The organism is Botrimarina mediterranea, from assembly GCF_007753265.1.
GTDB classification, from domain to species: domain Bacteria; phylum Planctomycetota; class Planctomycetia; order Pirellulales; family Lacipirellulaceae; genus Botrimarina; species Botrimarina mediterranea.
In genome coordinates, this window is sequence record NZ_CP036349.1 from 470,116 (window position 1) to 488,347 (window position 18,232).

Here is an 18,232-nt window from a genome sequence, read left to right on the forward strand (position 1 = left end):
CAAGCCCTCGTCAGCCAAGCCGAATCGAGCCATGATGGGACGAGCAAGCGTCCCCCCTCTCCCTCAAGCCTGCCGACTCTAGTCTCACCCCTCCCTCATGGCTGATCACAAGCAATTCGTCGTCATCGGCCTGGGCTCGTTCGGCGGCGCGCTGGCCGAACGCCTCGGCGAGAACGGCTGCCGCGTCACGGGCATGGACCAGAGCAAGGACCGTGTCGAGTCGCTCAAGGACGTGCTCTACGAGGCCGTCATCGGCGACGCCCGCGACCGCGAGTCGATCTCTCACCTCCCCGTCGCGACTGCCCACGCCGTAATCATCAGCATGGGCGAGGACATCACGCAGTCGCTGTTGGCGACGCTGCACGCGCGCGAACTCGGCGCCAAGCAGGTCGTGGTGAAGGGCGTCACCGACGAGCACGCCCGGATCCTCAAATGCCTGGGCGTGAACCGGGTGATCTTCCCCGAGGAAGAGATCGCCCGCCAGCTCGCCGACCAGATGACCTGGCCGAATGTGCTCGACTTCTTGCCGATCGACCCCGAATACAGCTTCGTCGAGGTGGCGTCGCCCGATAACTGGGCGGGCAAGACCATGCAGGAGCTCGACCTGCGGCGCAAGCACAGCGTGTGGGTCGTCGGCGTCAAGGACGCGCTCACCGGCAAGCTGCAGATGTTCCCCGGCGGCGACTACCGCCTCTCCGCCGACCAGATCCTGTTGGTGGTCGGCAAACAGGTGGACGTCAACAAGCTGAGCGATTTCCGTTAGAGAACGGAGGCGAGCCGGCGACGTTAGTCGTCGGTGTGAAGCGGGTACCGGGCACACACCGACGACTAACGTCGCCGGCTCGCCGTTAAACTCGCTTGCCAGCGCCGCTGTGTGGTAGAATTGCCGCATGGTCGAAATCATCTACACTGGCGACGCCCTCTGGGACCGAATCGAGCGAGCCGTGCAGAAAGTCAAAGACCGACTCGATCGGGTCGTTAAAGCGCTAGAAGCGGCTGGTATCCCGTACGCCATTATCGGCGGCAACGCCGTTCAGGTGTGGGTGGCCCGAGTGGACGAGTCCGCCGTCCGAAATACGAAGGATGTCGATATCATCCTGTCGCGTGATCGGCTTACCGACGCAATTGTCGCACTCGAAGCGGCCGGTTTTCTCTACCGCCACTCCGCCGGCGTAACGACCTTCCTGGATGGCCCCGACGCCAAGGCGAGAGACGCCGTTCACGTTGTCTTTTCTGGCGAGAAGGTGCGAGAGGGTTACGCGGAACCCGTTCCGGATATCGCCGAAGTAGAAACGATCAACGACATCAAGACGCTCTCGCTCGAAGCGCTTGTGCGAATGAAGTTGACGAGCTACCGGCTAAAAGATCGCGTGCACCTTCTCGACATGATCGATGTCGGCCTCATCGACGCCACCTGGAAGGATCGGTACTCACAACCGCTAGCCGAGCGTCTACAGGAGTTGCTCGACGACACCGAGCGCTAAACCCGCTCGAGGATCGTCGCGATCCCCTGCCCCGCGCCGATGCACATCGTCGCCAGGCCGACGGCGGCGTCGCGGGCGACCATGGCGTGCAGCAGCGTGGTGGCGATCCGTGCGCCGCTGGCTCCTAGCGGGTGGCCGATCGCGATCGCGCCGCCGTGGACGTTCACCTTCGCTTCGTCGAGTTCGAGCATCCGCATGCACGCCAGCGCCTGCGCAGCGAACGCTTCGTTCAGCTCGATCACATCGATGTCGCTGAGCTTCATCCCCGCACGGGCGAGCGCCTTCAGCGTCGCCGGCACGGGGCCTGTGCCCATCACACAGGGATCGACGCCCGCGACGGCGGTCGCGCGGATGCGAGCCAGCGGCGCGAGGCCGAGCTCGGCCGCCCGCTCTTCGGACATCACGAGCATCGCCGCGGCGCCGTCGTTGAGCGGCGAGCTATTGCCCGCCGTCACCGTGCCGACGACGGGCATGAACGCCGGCTTGAGTTCGGCGAGCGCCTCGAGACTCGTGTCGCGGCGCACGCACTGGTCGGCGGTGATCAGCTCACGCTCGCCCGCCTCGTTGCGGCCCCAAACGGGAACGAGCTCGGCGTGGAACTCACCGGAGTCGTGCGCGGCGGCCGCCTTCTGATGGCTCGCCAGCGCGAAGCGGTCCTGGTCCTCGCGCGAGATGCCTTGCGACTGAGCGAGGAACTCGGCCGTGACGCCCATCATCAGCGCGCCCTTGCTCGTGTACTGGAAGAGCCGCGGGTTCGGATCGACGCCGTCCGCCATCGGGTAGTGGTCCATGTGCTCGACGCCGCCGACGATCTGCACGTCCTCGCCGCCCGCTAGGATCGAGTGGGCCGCTTGATTGAGCGCCTGCAGACTGCTGCCGCAGAGTCGGTTGATCGTCGCCCCGGCGGTTGAAGCGGGCAGGTCGGCCATGAGCCCCACGAGCCGCGCGACGTTGAGCCCCTGCTCCCCCTGCTGCTGCGTGCAGCCGAGCAGCACGTCCTCGATCACCTGCGGGTCAATCCCCGTCCGCTCAACGATCGCCTTCACAACAGCAACAGCAAGGTCGTCCGCGCGCACGTCTCGGTAGACGCCGCGCTCGGCGTGAGCGCGACCAATCGGTGTGCGGACAGCGTCGATAATGACGGCGGACTTGGGCATTGCGGATTGGGGATTTCGGATTGCGGATTAGATGCCGTAGTGAGCCGCGTCGTCATCGACGCGAAGATCAACCATAAAACTTCCCACTCTCTTTCGCCTTCTCCAACAACAGCTGTGTCGGCGAGAAACGCTTGCCGAGCGGTTGCAAAGGCTCCAGTCGCTCAACGAGCTTTGCCGCCCCAACCGAGTCGGCCCAGAAGAAGAGCCCCCCGCGGTGCGGCGGGAAACCGACGCCAAGGATCAACGCAAGATCGACATCGCGAGCGTCATCGACGATCCCTTCCTCCAGCGCGCGTGTCGCTTCAAGCAACATCGGAAACAGCAACCGATCGATGAGCGATTGCGGATTTTGGATTTCGGATTGCGAATTGCCATCTGCTTCATTCCGCAATCCGCAATCCCCAATCCGCAACACCTCCCCGCTCGGCGTGCCCTTCGGCGGCTTCCCCCCCTTGCCCGGCGTCCAATCGTAAAAGCCCTTGCCGTTCTTCTGGCCGAGGCGGTCCGCTTCGACGAGCTTGCCGACGATCGCCGCCGGCTCGATGCGGTCGCCCAGCGCCGCGTGCAGCACCTCGCCGGCGTGCAAGCAGGTGTCGAGGCCGACCACGTCGTGCAGTTCGAGCGGCCCCATCGGCATGCCGAACTCCTTCGCGGCGCGGTCGATCGCTTTGATCGAGACGCCCTCGCTGACGAGCAACGCCGCCTCGTTCATGTACGGCATCAGCAGGCGATTGACGAGGAACCCCGGCCCGTCGTTCACGACAACCGGCGTCTTGCCGAGCTTGCGCGAGTAAGCGACGAGCCTTTCGACCGTCTTGTCGGCAGTCTTCGCGCCGCGGATCACCTCCACCAGCGGCATCTTGCGGACCGGGTTGAAGAAGTGCAGTCCCGCGAAGTTCTCCGGGCGCTTCAATCCTTCGGCGAGTGTCGTGATCGGGATTGTCGAGGTGTTCGAGGCGAGGATCGCGGAGTCGCTCAACGTCCGTTCGATCTCTGCGAACAACTTGCGTTTCACGTCGGCGTTCTCGACAACTGCCTCGATCACCACGTTAGACTCAGCGAGCCCGGCCGAACCGTTAACGCCGCTAATGTGCGCGGCCCGCGCAATCGCCAGATCAGCGCTGACGCCCTTCGTCGCTTTGTCGTAAGAAGCCTCGCGGATGACGCCCTCGATCCCCGCGGCGAGCGCGGCGGGGCGGTTGTCGCTCATCAGCACACGCACGCCACGCTTGAGGTTGGCGGCGGCGATGCCCTGGCCCATGATGCCCGCGCCGATGACGCCGGCGATTGCCACTTCCTCCCCCGACTGCGTTTCTAGTTCAGGGCGTCGAGGGCTCGCCTCTTTCTGCCGACTGCCCTCTGCCGACTGCCCACTCTTTTTAGCGCGGTCGGTCAAGAAGAAGACGTTGAGCAGCGCGCGGTTGATTGGCGAGCCGAACAGCGGCGCGAACGCCTCGCGCTCGGCCGTGAGCGCGCCATCAAAATCCATCTGCGACGCTTCGAGCATCACCTCCAGCGCCGCCACCGGCGCCGGGTAGTGCCCTTTCGTCTGCTGCTGGATGACCGCGGCGGCCGTCGCGCCGAGGAACATGAGCTCGGTCTCGGAAAGAGCGATCGCCGAGGAACGCTTTTCGCGGTCAGCACGCCATGCGTCGGAGAGCTGTTCCGCTTCAATGAGCCGCACCGCGGCGGCGAGAAGTGGGAAGTAGGAAGTGGGAAGTGGGATACCCGAAAGCTTCTCCCACTTCCCACTTCCTACATCCAACTTCGCATCAACAACATCGTCCGCCAGCCCAAGGCGGAAAGCATCCCGCCCCCCCACGCTCTCCCCACCGGTCACCAACTCAACGGCGTTCGCTAGCCCGATCATCCGCGGTGTCCGCGCCGTGCCCCCCCAGCCGGGCATCAGGCCGAGCTTCACTTCGGGGAAACCGAGCTGCGTCTTCGGCGAGTCGGTGACGACGCGGCGGTCGCACCAGACGGCGAGTTCGAGCCCGCCGCCGACGCAGACACCGTCGATCGCCGCGACCGTGACGTAGTTGCACGACGCCAGCCGGCCGAGCAGGGTCTGCCCGCGCTCGCACGTGGCGAGGATGTCTTCGGCGGGCCGGTCGAGACCCGCGGCGAACTCCGTCAGGTCGGCGCCGGCGATGAAGACGCCCGGCTTCGCCGACGTGATCACCAGCCCCGCGACGTTGTCCGCGGCGTCCACTTCGTCGAGCCGCTGCGCGATCTCATCGAGCATCGCCGACGACAGCAGGTTGGCCGACTTGCCCGGCAGGTCGAGCGTCACGACCGCCACGCGGCCGGCTTCGGTGTCTGTCCAATCGAGCCGAGTCGCCGTCATCGTTGCTATGCGGGGAAGAGGGAGAGGGCCGGTATCTGGTACGCTGGCGCCCCCCGAGCCGTTCACAGAGTTCCCCTCCCCTTGGGAGGGGGCTGCTTAAACCTTACCCCCATTTAAGCCACCGCGTGACCGCCCCCGCTTCCCCACCGCCCGCCGCCGCCCAGCCCTTCAACCCCCGCCTGAGGCTCGCGCTGGCCCTGGGAGGCGTTCTGATCGGCCTCTTGATCTTTCAGGCCACCCGCACGCCGACGGCGCCGCCCGCCCGCTCCGAGCCCCTGCCGGGGCAGTCGGGGACCGTGACGCTGCTCTTCCGGCTGCCGGACGCCGAGCCGACCATGGCGAAGATTCCTTGGGCCGAGGGGCTAACCGTGGCGGAGGCGACGGCCGGGGCGGTCGATACCGAGTGGCAGGGCGAGGGCGCGATGGCCATGCTCACCTCGCTGAGGGGGCGGCCCAACGAGGGCGCCAGCGGCCTCAACTGGCAGTTCGAGGTCAACGGCGAGTACGCCACCCGCAGCGCCGGCGCCGTCGAGCTGCGGCCGGGCGATAGCGTCTTGTGGAAGCTGGCCCCTTACGAGTAGGTTTCTGGGAAGAAGCGAGGGGCTAGGGGCTGAGGGATTAGGGGCTATGGGAAAGATTGGCGGGCCGCTTGCGCGTCCCCTCAGCCCCTCGCCCCTCGCCCCTCAGCCCCTGGCCCCTGCCTAATACCTGACCTCTGACTCCTGACACCGTTTTCGATGTCGATGCTCAACCGCAATATCGCCGCTACCGCCGCCATTTTTGTCGCCCTCGTGGCGATCGCCGTCGTGGGACGCTGGGGCCAGCCCGACTGGTGCGTCACGCCGATGGCCGCGGTGGGCCTGATGGCGGGCTACGCCCTGCCGCGGCGCTGGGCCATGGCGACGACGCTGTCGGCGATGCTGCTCTCTGACGCCCTGCTGGCCTCCTACGGCTCATGGCAAGTCGCCGTGGCCGTCTACGCGACGATGACGGCCGCCCCGCTGCTAGGCGCGCTGCTGCGTCGCCAGCTGCCAAGCCACGCGGCCGGCGCAGCCCGACTGGTGGGCCTGTCGTTGACGCCGGCGCTGCTGTTCTTTGTCGTGACGAACTTCGCCGTCTGGGCCTTCGAGACGCACTACCCGAAGACCGCCGCGGGCCTCCTCGAGTGCTACACGGCCGCCCTGCCGTTCCTGCGGCGGATGCTCGTGGGCGATCTGGCGTACGTCGGCGCGGTGTTCGGCGTGGCGTTGGCCGCGGGGGCGTTCTCGCTGCGGGGCGCCGTGGCGGAAGAGACCGCCGCCGAGACCGCGACGGTTTGAGGGTCACTTGGCTCCTGCCCTCACTTAACGCCCACCCCCCACTGAGCCCCCGGTCAATGACCGGGGGCTAAATGCGACCGGGGGCTAAATGCGTTTGGGGGAGGCTCCTCGGACCGCGCCAGACCCCCGAGGATGCGTCCTAAGGGCCGCTTTCGCTCTAGGTGGACGCTTGTACCGAATTTGAGGTTGGGGGCAAATTCAAGCCATTGAGCAGGGTCGCCTTTTACGCGTCGGCACGACGCGACTCGCTTCCCCCCTCGTCCCCTCACGCCCACAGCCGCGCGACCTGGTACGTCACCAGCGCCGCGACGTACGCCATGGCGCTCATGTAGCCGAGCTGCAACAGCGGCCATTTCCACGAGCCTGTCTCGCGCCGCGTCACCGCCTGCGTGGGCAGGCACTGCATCGCCAGGACGTAGAACACGAGGAGGCTGAGGCACGTCGCGGTCGTGAAGACCGGCGACCCGTCGGGGTGCTCAGCGTTCTGCAGCGCGGCTAGCAGCGAGTTCTCGTCGGCTTCGTCCCCGAGGCCGTAGAGGATCGAGAGCGTCGAGACCACGACCTCGCGCGCGGCGAACGAGGTGACGACGCCGACCGTTGTCTTCCAGTCGAAGCCCAGCGGCGCGAAGACCGGCTGGATCGTCTGACCGATGCGGCCGGCGAACGAGTTCTCGAGTTGCACCTGCGCGGCAAGCGCCTCGTCGGCTGGCAGGGTTGCCGGGTCGGTCTTCGGGTAGGTCGCCAGCACCCAGAGGACGATCGAGATCACGAGGATCGTCGTCCCGGCGTTCTGGATGAACATCCACGCCCGATCGACGGTGCGGAGCAGCGCGTCGCGGATCGACGGCAAGCGGTAGTTGGGGAGCTCGATCACCAGCGGCCGCCGCTCGCCCTTAAGCAGAGTCCGCTTGAAGACAAACGCCGCGCCGAGCGCCGCGGTGATGCCCAGCGCATACGCCCCGGCAAAGGTCGCGGCCGCCGCGACGGGGCTGTTGGGAAACAGCATCGCCACCACCAGCACGTACACCGGCAGCCGCGCCGAGCACGACATCAGCGGCGCGACGAGGATCGTCACGAGCCGGTCGCGTCGGTCGTCGATCACCCTCGTGGACATGATCGCCGGGATTGCGCACGCGTGCGCCGAGAGCATCGGCACGAACGCCTTGCCCGGCAGGCCGACGCGTTGCATCAGCCGATCCATGACTAGCGCGGCGCGCGCGAGGTAGCCCGAGTCTTCCAAGAGGGCGAGCAGGAAGAACAGCAAGCAGATCTGCGGCAGGAAGATCAGCATCCCGCCGACGCCGGCGATGACGCCATCAACGATGAGGCTTTTAAGGTCCCCCTCGGGGAGCCACTGCCCGACGGTCTCGCCCGCCCAGCCGAAGATCGCGTCGATCAGGTCCATCGGCGTGCTGGCGACGGAGAAGATCGTCATGAACAGGGCGAACATCACCAGCGCGAACGTCACGAGGCCGCCGACGCGGTGGGTGAGTACGCTGTCGAGCGCGTCCGTGAAACGGCTCGGCGCGGCGAGGTCGCCCGACAGCGAGTCGGCGCGGACCGACTCGGCCCAGTTGAACCTTGACGCATAGCCACAGCCGTTGCAGCTCGTGCAAGCGCAAGCCGCCGCGTCGAGTTGTGGCAGCGGCTTGTGGTCCACTAAGGCGTTCACCGCGGCGACGAGCGAATCGACCCCCTCGCCGGTCCGCGCCGAGACCCGCACGACGGGGCAGCCGACGCGGCCGCTGAGCTTCTCGATGTCGAGCCGCAGTCCGAGCTTGTCGGCGAGGTCGCTGAGGTTGAGCGCCACGAGCGTCGGCTTGCCGAGCTCGAGAGCTTCCAGCGCCAGCGGCAGGTTGCGTTCGAGGTTGGTGGCGTCGATGACGATCACCACCGCGTCGGGCGCGGGTTCGCCCTGGTGCGCGCCACGGAGCACCGAGCAGGCGACCTCTTCTTCGGGCGAGGTCGGCTGGAGGCTATAGAGGCCGGGCAGGTCGACCAGCGTGATCGGCTCGCCCCGCAACGGGGCGTTGGCCGCGGGCTTGAGCGCGCCGCGGCGGTGCTCGATCGTCGTGCCGGCGAAGTTGGCCGTGTGGGCGCGTTGGCCCGTCAGGCGGTTGAAGAGCGAGGTCTTCCCGGCGTTCGGGTTGCCGACCAGCGCGACCCGGGCCCCACCCGACGGCGGGGCGATGACAGGGAGAGTGACCGCTGGCTTGCCGGCTTCCACGGATGCGCCGCTAACTCGAAAGCGAAACGGGCCGCCCGGCGATGCCGCTCAACGGCGGATTCAGGCGGCGGTGAGGAGTACGCTAGCGGCGAGCTCGCGCGAGATGCCGATCCGTGAGCCAAGGACCCGCAGCACCCAGGCGTCGCCGGTCCGCAGGACCTCAATCGTACGGCCCTCACAGACCCCTAGAGCCTTCAGGCGCGCCGCCTCGACCGATTCCCCCAGCACCCGCGCGACGCGTCCACAGGCCCCTCTACGGAGCTCCAGAAGCGTGATTTCGGCGGACCCATCCGAAGTGAGGGCCGGGGCTTGGGAATTGATGGCGACCATACGCGGCTGGCGGTTACGGCGAGCGGGGCTCGACTGTCTTGAGAATGAATCTCATCACCTACAAGCAAAGCCTATCTCTCTTTCGACCACGCAACAACCCGGCGAGAAGCCGGGCCGAGCGGTTTTCAGGAGATTTTCCACAGAGCAGGTTGTGGAAAGTCGGGAGGACGAGGCAGGAACCGGGCGCTAAAGCCCCGCGGATGATTTGCTGCCCATCAGACGGCACGCCTTAGCGTCCGGTTCCTTGCCAATCAGTTCGGCCTAGCCCTCCGCCAGCACCGCCGCGATGCGCTTGGCGCCGTCGCCGCTCACCATCGAGAAGTGGTCGCCGGGGACTTCGACCTCGTGCAGTTCACGGCCCAACAGCGTCCGCCACGCTGCGAGGTTCGTCCCGGTCTGCTCGCTCAGCTCGGCGAGGCCCCCTTCGACGGTTGGCTTGAAGAACAACACGCCGAACTTGTGCGGCTGGGGCGCGTAGCCGCGGCTCGCCAGCACCAACGCCTCGGCGACCGCGACGAGTCGGCGGACGTAAGACTCGTCCACTTCCGCGGGGATCACGCCTGCACGCTTGGCTTCTTCGAGCGCGGCGGTGAACCGTTCGGCTTCGGGCAGGCCGGCGAGTTGGTCCGTCGACAGCGACGGCCGTTCCACGCCCGAGAACCGCGACGAGAAATCGAGGATCGCCGCCAGGAAGCTGGCGTCGTCGTGAACGTCGGTGTCGTGGTAGACGGCCGGCGGCGGCGTGTCGAACAGCGCGACGCGTGCGACCTCTTGGCCAGCGGCCTCGAGTTCTTCGGCCACCGCCAGCGCCGTGATGCCGCCGGTGGACCAACCGGCCAAGTGATAGGGGCCTGTGGGCTGTCGCTCACGGATCGCGGCGGCGTAGTCGCGGGCCGTGTCACGGGCGTCGTCGTGCGGCGCGTCGTCCGTGTCGAGGCCGCGCGGCCGGATCGCGACGACGGGCATCTCCGCGGGCAAGGCCTCGACGACATGGCGGTAAGCGCCCGCGTCGCCGCCGAGCACCGGCATCAGGAACAGTGCCGGCTTGCTCGCCGCGCCTTCGCGGAGCGTCACCAGCGGCTGCCAGGCGTGCGGCGTCTTGTCGATCGCTTCGCCGACCAGCTCTTCCGCTGCCGCTTGTGCGAGCGAGCGCACGCTCGGACCGGCGAGCAGCTTGCCCATCGGCAGCATGATGGCGAGCTTCGCTTCGAGGTTGTTCTTCAGCTCGAGCGCCATCAGCGAGTCGATGCCAATCGCCGTCAGCGGCGCGGCGACGTCGATCTCTTCGGCGGCCACGCTCGTCACGCGCGCCAGTTCGCCGCGGACCATCTCCACTAGTAAGGTCTCGCGCTCGTCGGGCGTCGCCGAGAGCAATCTTTGACGCAGCGCGCCGTCACTCGACGACGCGCCTTCGACCGCTGTCAGCAGGTCATCGAGCAGCGGCGTCCGGCGGCCCGACAACAGCCGCGACATCGCGTCCCAACGGGCGTCAAACACCGCCACCGATGCGGCGGCGCTCTCGACGAGCGAGCCCATCAGCTTGAAGGCCGCACGCGGCGGCAACAGGTCCATGCCCTTGGCTCGCACGGCGTCGGCGGTCTCGCCAGCGGCCATGCCCGCGCCGCTCGAACCGTCCTCGCCGCCGGCCCACGGGCCCCAACCGATGCTCGTCGCTGGCAAGTCGAGCGAATGACGCTGCGCTGCGAGGGCGTCGAGCGCCGCGTTCGCTGCGGCGTAATTGGCTTGGCCGGGCGAGCCGAGCGTCGCGGCGACGGAGGAGAACAGGACGAACTGCGTCACACCGCTAAGCGGCGAATCCACGTCGAGCGTCGCCTCATGCAAGTTCCAGGCGCCGATCGCCTTGGGGCGGAGGACCTTGGCGAGACGTTCGGCGCTGAGGTCGCCTAGTAGTCCATCGTCGAGCACCCCCGCAGCGTGGAGCACGCCCGTTACTCTTGGGAAGTCGCTCGGCAGGCTAGCGAGGGCGTCGTGGAGCGAGGCACGGTCGGCGACATCGCCTTGTAAGCAGACCGCCTGCGCGCCGGCGTCGCGGAGTCCTTGGAGGAACGACTCGGCCTCGCTGTCGGGTTCGCGGCGGGAGAGGAGGGCGACGCCAGCGGCGCCTTGGGCGACGAGCCATTGCGCCGCTTGTCGGCCTAAGGCGCCGAGGCCGCCCGTTACAAGGTAGCCCCGGCCCGGCACGGCGGGGCTCTCGGGGGTGGAGACCGTTCCTTTGCTCGCTTCGCGCATAGAGACGACGACTTTGCCGATGTTCTTCCGCAGCGACATGTAGCGGAACGCGTCGGCGGTTTCACTCGCCGCGAAACGCGTTAACGGCAACGGGTGGTAGACGCCTTCGGCGAAGCGCTGCATCACCTCGGCGTACAGGCGCTCGACCTGCTTGGGCCGTTCGCGGAACAAGCGGTCGAGGTCGATGGCGAAATACGACAAGTTGTCTTGGAACGGCAACAGGCCGAGTTTGCGGTCTTGGTAGATATCGATTTTGCCGATCTCGCAGAACCGGCCGTACGCACGCAGCAGGCCGAGGCTGGCGTCGATCGCCTCGCCGGGGAGCGAGTTGAGCACGACGTCGACGCCCTCGCCGCCGGTCGCTTCGCGCACTTCGTGGACGAAGTCGAGCGACCGTGAGTCCATCACGTGCTTCACGCCGAGCGAGCGCAGCAGCTCGCGCTTCTCGTCGCTGCCAGCGGTGGCGAAAATCTCGGCTCCGACATGTTGTGCGATCTGGATTGCCGCTAGTCCCACTCCGCCGGCGCCCGCATGGATCAAGACGCGTTCGCCGCGTTCGAGTTGCGCGAGCCGCACCAAGGCATGGTGGGCGGTGAGGAAAACGATCGGGATCGTCGCCGCTTCCTCGTGTGTAACGCCTGCGGGCTTGCGGACGACGGCGTACGCCCGGGTCGTCGCGTGCGATCCGAAGGCGTGCGGTAGGACGCCGATTGCTTCGTCTCCAACCTGCAAGTGCTCGACGCCTTCGCCAACCGCCGTGACGACGCCCGACGCCTCGATGCCCAGCGGAACCTCGCCGGGCTTGAGACCGGGATACAGTCCAAGGGCCTTAAGCACGTCGCTGAAGTTGAGGCCCGTGGCGTGGACCTCGAGTTCGACTTGCCCCGCGTCGGGAGCGATCCGCGGCGTCGGCTTGTACGTGAGCGCGTCGAACGAACCGGCTCGCTTCACCTCGAGGCGCCAACTCGGCGCGTCGGGCGGCGGCGTCCCTTCGTCCCGCGCTTCACGGACCTTGTCAGCCAACGCCCCGGCCTTGGCTAGTCGTGCCGTATGACGCTGCCCGGCGCGCCAAGCTGCCTGATTCTCCGCCTTGTCGGCGAGGGTCAGCTCGGCGAGCAACTCATCGCCGCCCGCAGCGGCGTCGAGATCGACCAGCCGCACGCCGAGTTCGGGGTGTTCCATCATCGCGACGCGGCCGAGGCCGACCGTCGCGGCTTGGAAGGCGTCGCCTTCGGAGCCAACCGACTGCGCGCCGCGTGTGACGAAGAGCACGCCGCGTTGCGTGGCCAGACCGCGTCGCGCGAGCTGCTGCACGAGCCGCATCGCCCCGCCGACGCCGAGGCTTTCGGCGGCTTCCCAGTTGGAAGCGTCGAGCGACCACGCATGAACCAACGCGACGGGCTTGCCGCTCGGGTTCGCCGCGACAAGGCCGATGAGCCGCTCGTAATGCGACGCGTCCGCGGGGTCGATCGTCACCGTGGTCCGCGGCGTCGGGCCGCCGTCTTCGACGCGCATCGTGAAGGTAGCGCCCGGCCGAACCACGACGCACGCGCCGCCGCGGGCCTCGACGAGATCGACGAGCTTGTCGCCGACGCCCATGCCACCGGAATCGGCGTCGGCAAAGACGATCGTTGGGCCGGCGGGCCACGGCGATTCGGCGCTCTCGTCGAGCGGCGCGGGGCGCCATTCGATCTGATAGAGCCAATCGGCGGGCTCCGACGCCTTCGCTACTTCACCAGCGCTGCCGGCGAGGCGCTGCACGCGCACGCCCAAGAGCGAGGCGATCGGTTTGCCGCCGCCGTCGAGCAGGAAGGCGTCGGCCTCAACCAACTCGGGGCTCGGCTCGCTGGCGTCGGGCGCGGGCTGGCGGCGGATTGCGTACGACGACAACGGTTCGCCCTTCTCGATCGGTCGATGCAACCGCACCGATTCGATCCGCACGGGCAGGTACGTGTAGGGGCTGCTGGAGCCGTCCGTTTCGAGCGGCAGCGTCCCCGCGATGGTTTGCAGCAGCGCGTCGCCGATCGCAGGGTGCAGGCGGTAACGCGACAGCTCCGCCGCGACCGCTTTGCTCGGCAAGAGCGTCGCCGTCGCGTCGTAAGAGGATCGCTTGATGTCGTCGAGGACGCGGAACGCTTGGCCGTACTCGAGGCCGCGAGACGCGATCTGTTGGTAGAAACTGGCGCGGTCGAGCGATTCGACGACACGCTTGTCGAAGCCGTCGCGTTCGTGCGGCGCTTGCGGTGAATCCTTGATGACTTCAAGAATCGTCGCCTCGGCGTGTTCGACGAAGCGCGGCGTCGGCTCGTCGCTTGGCGCCGAGTGCATCGTTACACGACGGCGGCCGCTGGCGGCGCGCGCGACGCTCGTTTGCAAACGCAGGCGGCCCTCGCTCGGCGCGACGAGGGCATGCCACACGGCGAGGCCATCGATGCGTAGCGGCGCCGCTTTGTCGTGAGCGATCTCCGCCGCGGCAGCGAGTGCTTGCTCGACGAACATCGCAGCGGGCGCGACGATCGAGCCTCGCACTTGATGGTCCACCAGCCACGCCGGCGTCTTGGCGTCGAGCGGCGCCTCGAACAACTCGCCCCCTGCGGCGACCGGCACGCGGCCCCCGAGCACCGGCGACGCATCAGACGCCGCTTGGGCGATCGCCCCGCCGCGCGGGTGCAAATTGTCGTACCAGAAGCGTTCACGCTTCCAAGGGTAGTTGGGGAGCGGCAGCCGCTTCGCCTCCCGACCTCGCCAGACGTTCCGCCAGTTGACGACGCCTCCTCCCGCCCAGTGCGCGGCGAGCGCCTCGGCGATGGTGCGAACGTCGTCCGTACTCGGGCGCAGCGACGGCAACCACCGCGGGCGATCGGCAAACGACGCCTCACCCTTAGCGGCCATGCCGGCGAGCACCGGGGCGGGCCCAATCTCGATCCAGTGCGTGGCGCGCGTTTTCGCGGCGGCGGCGACGCCGTCGGCGAAGCGCACCGTGCCACGCAGGTGGTCTCGCCAGTAGCGGGGCCAGTCCTCGGGCTGCGTAGCGTCGGTGAGCAGTTGACCGGTGACGTTTGACGCGATCGGCACGAGCGGCGGGGCGTACTCGAATTGCGCCGCGAAGCGCTCAAACTCGTCGAGAACGCTGTCCATCAACGGTGAGTGGAACGCATGCGAGACGACGAGGCGCTTTGCGTCGACGCCTTGCCCACGCAGGTCCGTTAACGCCGCTTCGAGTTCGACGATGTCGCCCGACAGCACCGTGTTCTGTGGGCCGTTGACCGCGGCGATCGCCAGACGTGCTTCGCGGCTGACGAGCACCGGCGCAACCGTCGCTTCGTCGGCGAAGACCACGGCCATGCCGCCATCGCCGGGCGCCGATTGCATGAGCCGGGCGCGTTCGCCCACGAGCTTCGCGGCGTCTTCGAGGCGCATGACGCCGGCGGTCACGGCGGCGGCGTACTCGCCGATGCTGTGGCCGAGCAGCACGTCGGGCTCGACGCCCCACGACTTCCACAACGCCGCCAATCCGCATTCAACGGCGAACAGGGCAGGCTGGGTGTAGAGCGTTTGGTGGATGCGGGCGTCGTCTTCTCCGCCGTACAGCACTTCAACGAGCGGCGCAGGCAGCACGTCGGCGAGCGCCGCGTCGCAGCGGTCGATGATGCGGCGGAAGACGGGCTCGGTTTCGTAGAGCCCGCGGCCCATACCGACGCGCTGCGCGCCCTGGCCTGTGAACAACCAAGCGACTCCGGGCTTGTCGCGGGCGACGAGCGCATCGTCGGCCATGTCGCCGGCGGCGATGTTGTCGAGTCGCGTCAACAACGTTTGCGTCGAGTCGGCGACGACGGCGACACGGTGCTGGAAGTCGCATCGGCCCGTTGTGTGCGTGAACGCGACATCGGCGACCGTGGCGTCGCCGCCGACGTCGCTGCGCAACCACGCGGCAAGCCGAGCGGCTTGCTCGGGGATGCGGTCAGGCGTTTTGGCGGCGAGTTTGAGGACGTGCGCCGTGCGTTCGGGCCTCGGCTCGATGGCGACAGGCAGCGGCGCCTCGCCGATGACGAGGTGCGTGTTCGTGCCACCGAAACCGAACGAACTCACGCCCGCCACACGGCGGCGTCCGCCATTCGCTTGCTGGGAAGGCCACTGCTGACGCTCCGTAAGCGGTGTGACGCGCGAGCCTTCGAGGTGCGCGTGCGGGTTGAGGCGTTCGAGGTGCAGCTGCGGCGGGACGACCTCGTGCTGCATGAGGAGAACGGTCTTGATGAGCCCCGCGGCGCCGCTGACGGTTTCGGTGTGGCCGATGTTCGATTTAACGCTCGTGACCCACAGCGGCTGCTGATCGGCGTCCTTCTTTCGGAAGACGTGCGCGAGGGCTTGCAGCTCGATAGGGTCGCCGAGCGGCGTGCCGGTGCCATGCCCTTCGATGTAATCGACGTCGTCGGGCTGGAGACCCGCGTCGGCCAGCGCCGACTGCAGGCACGCCTCTTGCTGCGTCACCGAGGGCGCGCTGATGCCGGGCGTGCGGCCGTCTTGGTTCACAGCCGATCCGAGGATGACGCCGAGCACCTGATCACCGTCTCGCTGCGCATCGTCAAGGCGCTTGAGCAGCACCATGGCGCAGCCCTCGCCGCGGACGTAGCCGCCGGCGCCGGCGTCGTACGAACGGCAGCGGCCCTCGGGCGAGAGCATGTGCGCCTGGCTGAAGGCGATGGTCGTCTCGGGCGTGATGATCGCATTGACGCCGCCGGCGAGCGCCGACGAGCACTCGCCGCGCCGCAGGCTTTCAACGGCGAGATGGATCGCCAGCGAGCTGCTGCTGCAGGCGGTATCGACCGACATGCTCGGCCCACGCAGGTCGAGCGCGTACGATACGCGGTTCGAAGCGATCGACAACGCGTTGCCCGTGCCGACGTGCGCGTCGATCAGCTGGAAGTACTCGGCCGTATGGATTGGCACGGACTTGTAGTCGGTGCCGCCAACGCCGACGTAGACGCCCGTCGCTGTGCCCGCCAAGCGGTCGGCGGGACAACCGGCGTTCTCCATCGCCTCCCAGGCGACTTCGAGCAGCATCCGCTGCTGCGGGTCCATGCGCGAGGCTTCGCGCGGCGTGACCCCAAAGAACGTCGGTTCGAATTGGTCGATCCCTTCGACGAACGCCCCGCGGCGTGTGATCGTCTTGCCCGGACCACCCTCGGCGTTGTAATAGTCATCCACGCGCCAGCGGTCGGCGGGCACTTCGACGACACCTTCGATGCCGTCACGGATCAGCCGCCAGTAGGCGTCGAGATTCGGCGCGCCGCCGAAGCGGCACGCCATTCCGACGATCGCGACTGGCGCGCCGGGCTCGGTGAGGCGCGGCGGCGGCGCGTTGCTAGCAGCCGCACCGGTTCTGGCGGCGGCGCGGAGCTTCGACGCGGCCCGGGAGACGAGCCGTTCTTGCAAGCGCGTGCGTTGTTCCGGCGAGAGCTTCGCCAGACGATCGAGGTCAGCCATGAAGGGTAGTGCGACGAACGACGCGGCCTATGTGCCTCTTCGGCCGGTCCAAGGGGTCCGTCGTCCTGACGGCGGCCAGGGGATGGCCGATCGTACGGGAGTGAAGTCTTTCGACCCCCGACGTGAGGTGGGTAGGTAATTGTTAGCGCAGCGCTTGGCGCATTGCTACGAACAATTAACCACAGAGTCACTGAGTCCACCGAGTAAGGCACAGAGAAGTCTTCTCTGTGCTTAGCTCTGTGCCCTCCGTGCCTCCGTGGATAATTTCCTTTCTTACGTCACTCAACGGTCTCGACGGTCTGCCACGAACCCGCGGTGACCGACTTTTCGACCGCTTCGAGCACCGCGACGCATTGGGCGCCGTCACGGAAGTCGGGAGCAACCTCTGTGCCGTTAGCGATCGCTTGCAGTAGATCGTATACGCCGTGGACGAAGCCGTGTTCGTAACCGAGCACGTGACCGGGCGGCCACCAGGCGGCGACGTAGGGGTGATCGGCCTCGGTCGCCATGATCCGTTTGAAGCCTTGGCGATTGGACGGATCGTCCTTCGAGTAGTACTCCAGGACATTCATGTCCTCGAAGTTCCAAACGAGCGTTCCGCGGCTGCCCGAAACCTCGAAGCGGTTGTAGTTCTTGCGGCCGGGCGCCATGCGGGTCGCCTCAAACGTGCCGATCGCGCCGCTAGCAAAGCGGGCGAGGAAAATCGACGCGTCATCGACGGTTACCTTGCCCATCCCACCCTTACCAGCAGCCCCCGAGGCGCCGACGCCAGAGCCCGAGCCGTCAGCGTAGGGCCGTTCGGTGACGAAGGTCTTCATGTCGCCGACGACTTGGGCGATCTCATCGCCGGTGATGAAGCGGGCCAAGTCGATGGCGTGGGCGTTGAGGTCGCCGTGGGCGCCAGAGCCGGCGATCTTCTTATCCATCCGCCAGCTGTAGGGGCTGTCGGCGTCCACCAGCCAATCTTGTAGGTAAGTGGCCCGCCACTGGCGGACCTCGCCGATCTCGCCCGCCTCGACCATCTGCCGCGCGAGCGACACGGCGGGGCAGCGACGGTAGTTGAAATTGACCATATGGCGGACGCCCGCCTTGCGGACAGCCGCGAGCATCGTCCGCGCGTCTTCGAGCGTGTTGGCGAGCGGCTTCTCGCAGAAGACGTGCTTGCCGGCCTCGGCGGCGGCGATGGCGATCGGCGCGTGGGTGTCGCCCGGCGTGCAGACGTCCACGAGGTCTATGTCCCCCGCGGCGACGACCTCACGCCAGTCGGTGTCGGCCCGTTCCCAGCCCCACTGGTCGGCGAAGGCCTGCGTGCCGGCGGCGTCGCGGGCGCAGACCGACTTCATCACAGGCTGCAGTTCCAGGTCGAAGAACTTGCCCACATTGAGGTAGGCGTTCGAGTGGGCCTTGCCCATGAAGCGGGCGCCGATCATCGCGACGTTGATCGTCTTGGACATCTTTTGGCTGGGTCGGTGAGGGTCGAGAGGAGGGCTAGCGACTGGGCCCCGAATCGTACCAGACGTGTCTAAGGAGGGGCAGTCTTGCTAGCAGGTGAGATATCCAATCGACAACGCCGCCAGATCAATCCGACTGCGCGGAAAAGCCGTTGGCTTGCGCAGATCGCCTCGTTTCCCTGC

General features: G+C 67.4%; 10 protein-coding genes. 4 read left to right on the forward strand and 6 right to left on the reverse strand.

Annotation, left to right across the window (positions count from 1 at the left end; all coding sequences use genetic code 11):
- Nucleotides 1–97 precede the first annotated feature (97 nt).
- Both Spa11_RS01815 and Spa11_RS01820 read left to right on the forward strand, forming a co-directional pair.
- Nucleotides 98–763 carry a potassium channel family protein gene (locus Spa11_RS01815; RefSeq protein WP_145106061.1) on the forward strand — a complete coding sequence of 222 codons (666 nt, stop codon included), beginning with the start codon at nt 98–100 and terminating at the stop codon, nt 761–763.
- A gap of 127 nt (nt 764–890) precedes the next feature.
- Nucleotides 891–1,484: a hypothetical protein gene (locus Spa11_RS01820; protein WP_145106064.1), complete on the forward strand. Its 594-nt coding sequence runs from the start codon at nt 891–893 to the stop codon at nt 1,482–1,484.
- Here Spa11_RS01820 and fadA read toward each other — a convergent pair.
- Together fadA and Spa11_RS01830 are read right to left on the reverse strand one after the other, a co-directional pair.
- On the reverse strand, nt 1,481–2,641 hold the full coding sequence (gene fadA / locus Spa11_RS01825) for an acetyl-CoA C-acyltransferase FadA (RefSeq protein WP_145106067.1): 1,161 nt from the start codon (nt 2,639–2,641) through the stop codon (nt 1,481–1,483). The genes Spa11_RS01820 and fadA overlap by 4 nt on opposite strands.
- Before the next feature lie 67 nt (nt 2,642–2,708).
- Nucleotides 2,709–4,988, reverse strand: coding sequence for a 3-hydroxyacyl-CoA dehydrogenase NAD-binding domain-containing protein (locus Spa11_RS01830; RefSeq protein WP_145106070.1), 2,280 nt, complete (start codon nt 4,986–4,988; stop codon nt 2,709–2,711).
- A 125-nt stretch (nt 4,989–5,113) separates the two neighbouring features.
- Between Spa11_RS01830 and Spa11_RS01835 the strand changes: the two genes are divergently transcribed.
- Together Spa11_RS01835 and Spa11_RS01840 are read left to right on the forward strand one after the other, a co-directional pair.
- Nucleotides 5,114–5,569, forward strand: a complete 456-nt coding sequence (locus Spa11_RS01835; protein WP_145106073.1) for a DUF4430 domain-containing protein — start codon at nt 5,114–5,116, stop codon at nt 5,567–5,569.
- A 156-nt stretch (nt 5,570–5,725) separates the two neighbouring features.
- Complete coding sequence (locus Spa11_RS01840) at nt 5,726–6,307, forward strand: DUF6580 family putative transport protein (RefSeq protein ID WP_145106076.1); 582 nt, start codon at nt 5,726–5,728, stop codon at nt 6,305–6,307.
- 265 nt (nt 6,308–6,572) lie between these two features.
- Here the strand turns inward: Spa11_RS01840 and feoB are convergent, their stop codons facing one another.
- From feoB to Spa11_RS01860, 4 genes are all read right to left on the reverse strand, one after another.
- Nucleotides 6,573–8,534, reverse strand: a complete 1,962-nt coding sequence (gene feoB, locus Spa11_RS01845) for a ferrous iron transport protein B (RefSeq protein ID WP_145106079.1) — start codon at nt 8,532–8,534, stop codon at nt 6,573–6,575.
- 60 nt (nt 8,535–8,594) lie between these two features.
- On the reverse strand, nt 8,595–8,864 hold the full coding sequence (locus tag Spa11_RS01850; RefSeq protein ID WP_145106082.1) for a FeoA family protein: 270 nt from the start codon (nt 8,862–8,864) through the stop codon (nt 8,595–8,597).
- 261 nt (nt 8,865–9,125) lie between these two features.
- Nucleotides 9,126–16,598 carry a type I polyketide synthase gene (locus tag Spa11_RS01855; protein ID WP_145106085.1) on the reverse strand — a complete coding sequence of 2,491 codons (7,473 nt, stop codon included), beginning with the start codon at nt 16,596–16,598 and terminating at the stop codon, nt 9,126–9,128.
- A gap of 278 nt (nt 16,599–16,876) precedes the next feature.
- Complete coding sequence (locus Spa11_RS01860; RefSeq protein ID WP_145106088.1) at nt 16,877–18,052, reverse strand: Gfo/Idh/MocA family protein; 1,176 nt, start codon at nt 18,050–18,052, stop codon at nt 16,877–16,879.
- Between the last annotated feature and the right edge of the window lie 180 nt (nt 18,053–18,232).

Coding starts and splice junctions, on each gene's coding strand:
- Spa11_RS01815 (WP_145106061.1), top strand. CDS start 98: ATGGCTGATCACAAGCAATTCGTCGTCATCGGCCTGGGCTCGTTCGGC.
- Spa11_RS01840 (WP_145106076.1), top strand. CDS start 5,726: ATGTCGATGCTCAACCGCAATATCGCCGCTACCGCCGCCATTTTTGTC.
- Spa11_RS01855 (WP_145106085.1), bottom strand. CDS start 16,598: ATGGCTGACCTCGATCGTCTGGCGAAGCTCTCGCCGGAACAACGCACG.
- Spa11_RS01820 (WP_145106064.1), top strand. CDS start 891: ATGGTCGAAATCATCTACACTGGCGACGCCCTCTGGGACCGAATCGAG.
- Spa11_RS01850 (WP_145106082.1), bottom strand. CDS start 8,864: ATGGTCGCCATCAATTCCCAAGCCCCGGCCCTCACTTCGGATGGGTCC.
- Spa11_RS01830 (WP_145106070.1), bottom strand. CDS start 4,988: ATGACGGCGACTCGGCTCGATTGGACAGACACCGAAGCCGGCCGCGTG.
- Spa11_RS01860 (WP_145106088.1), bottom strand. CDS start 18,052: ATGTCCAAGACGATCAACGTCGCGATGATCGGCGCCCGCTTCATGGGC.
- fadA (WP_145106067.1), bottom strand. CDS start 2,641: ATGCCCAAGTCCGCCGTCATTATCGACGCTGTCCGCACACCGATTGGT.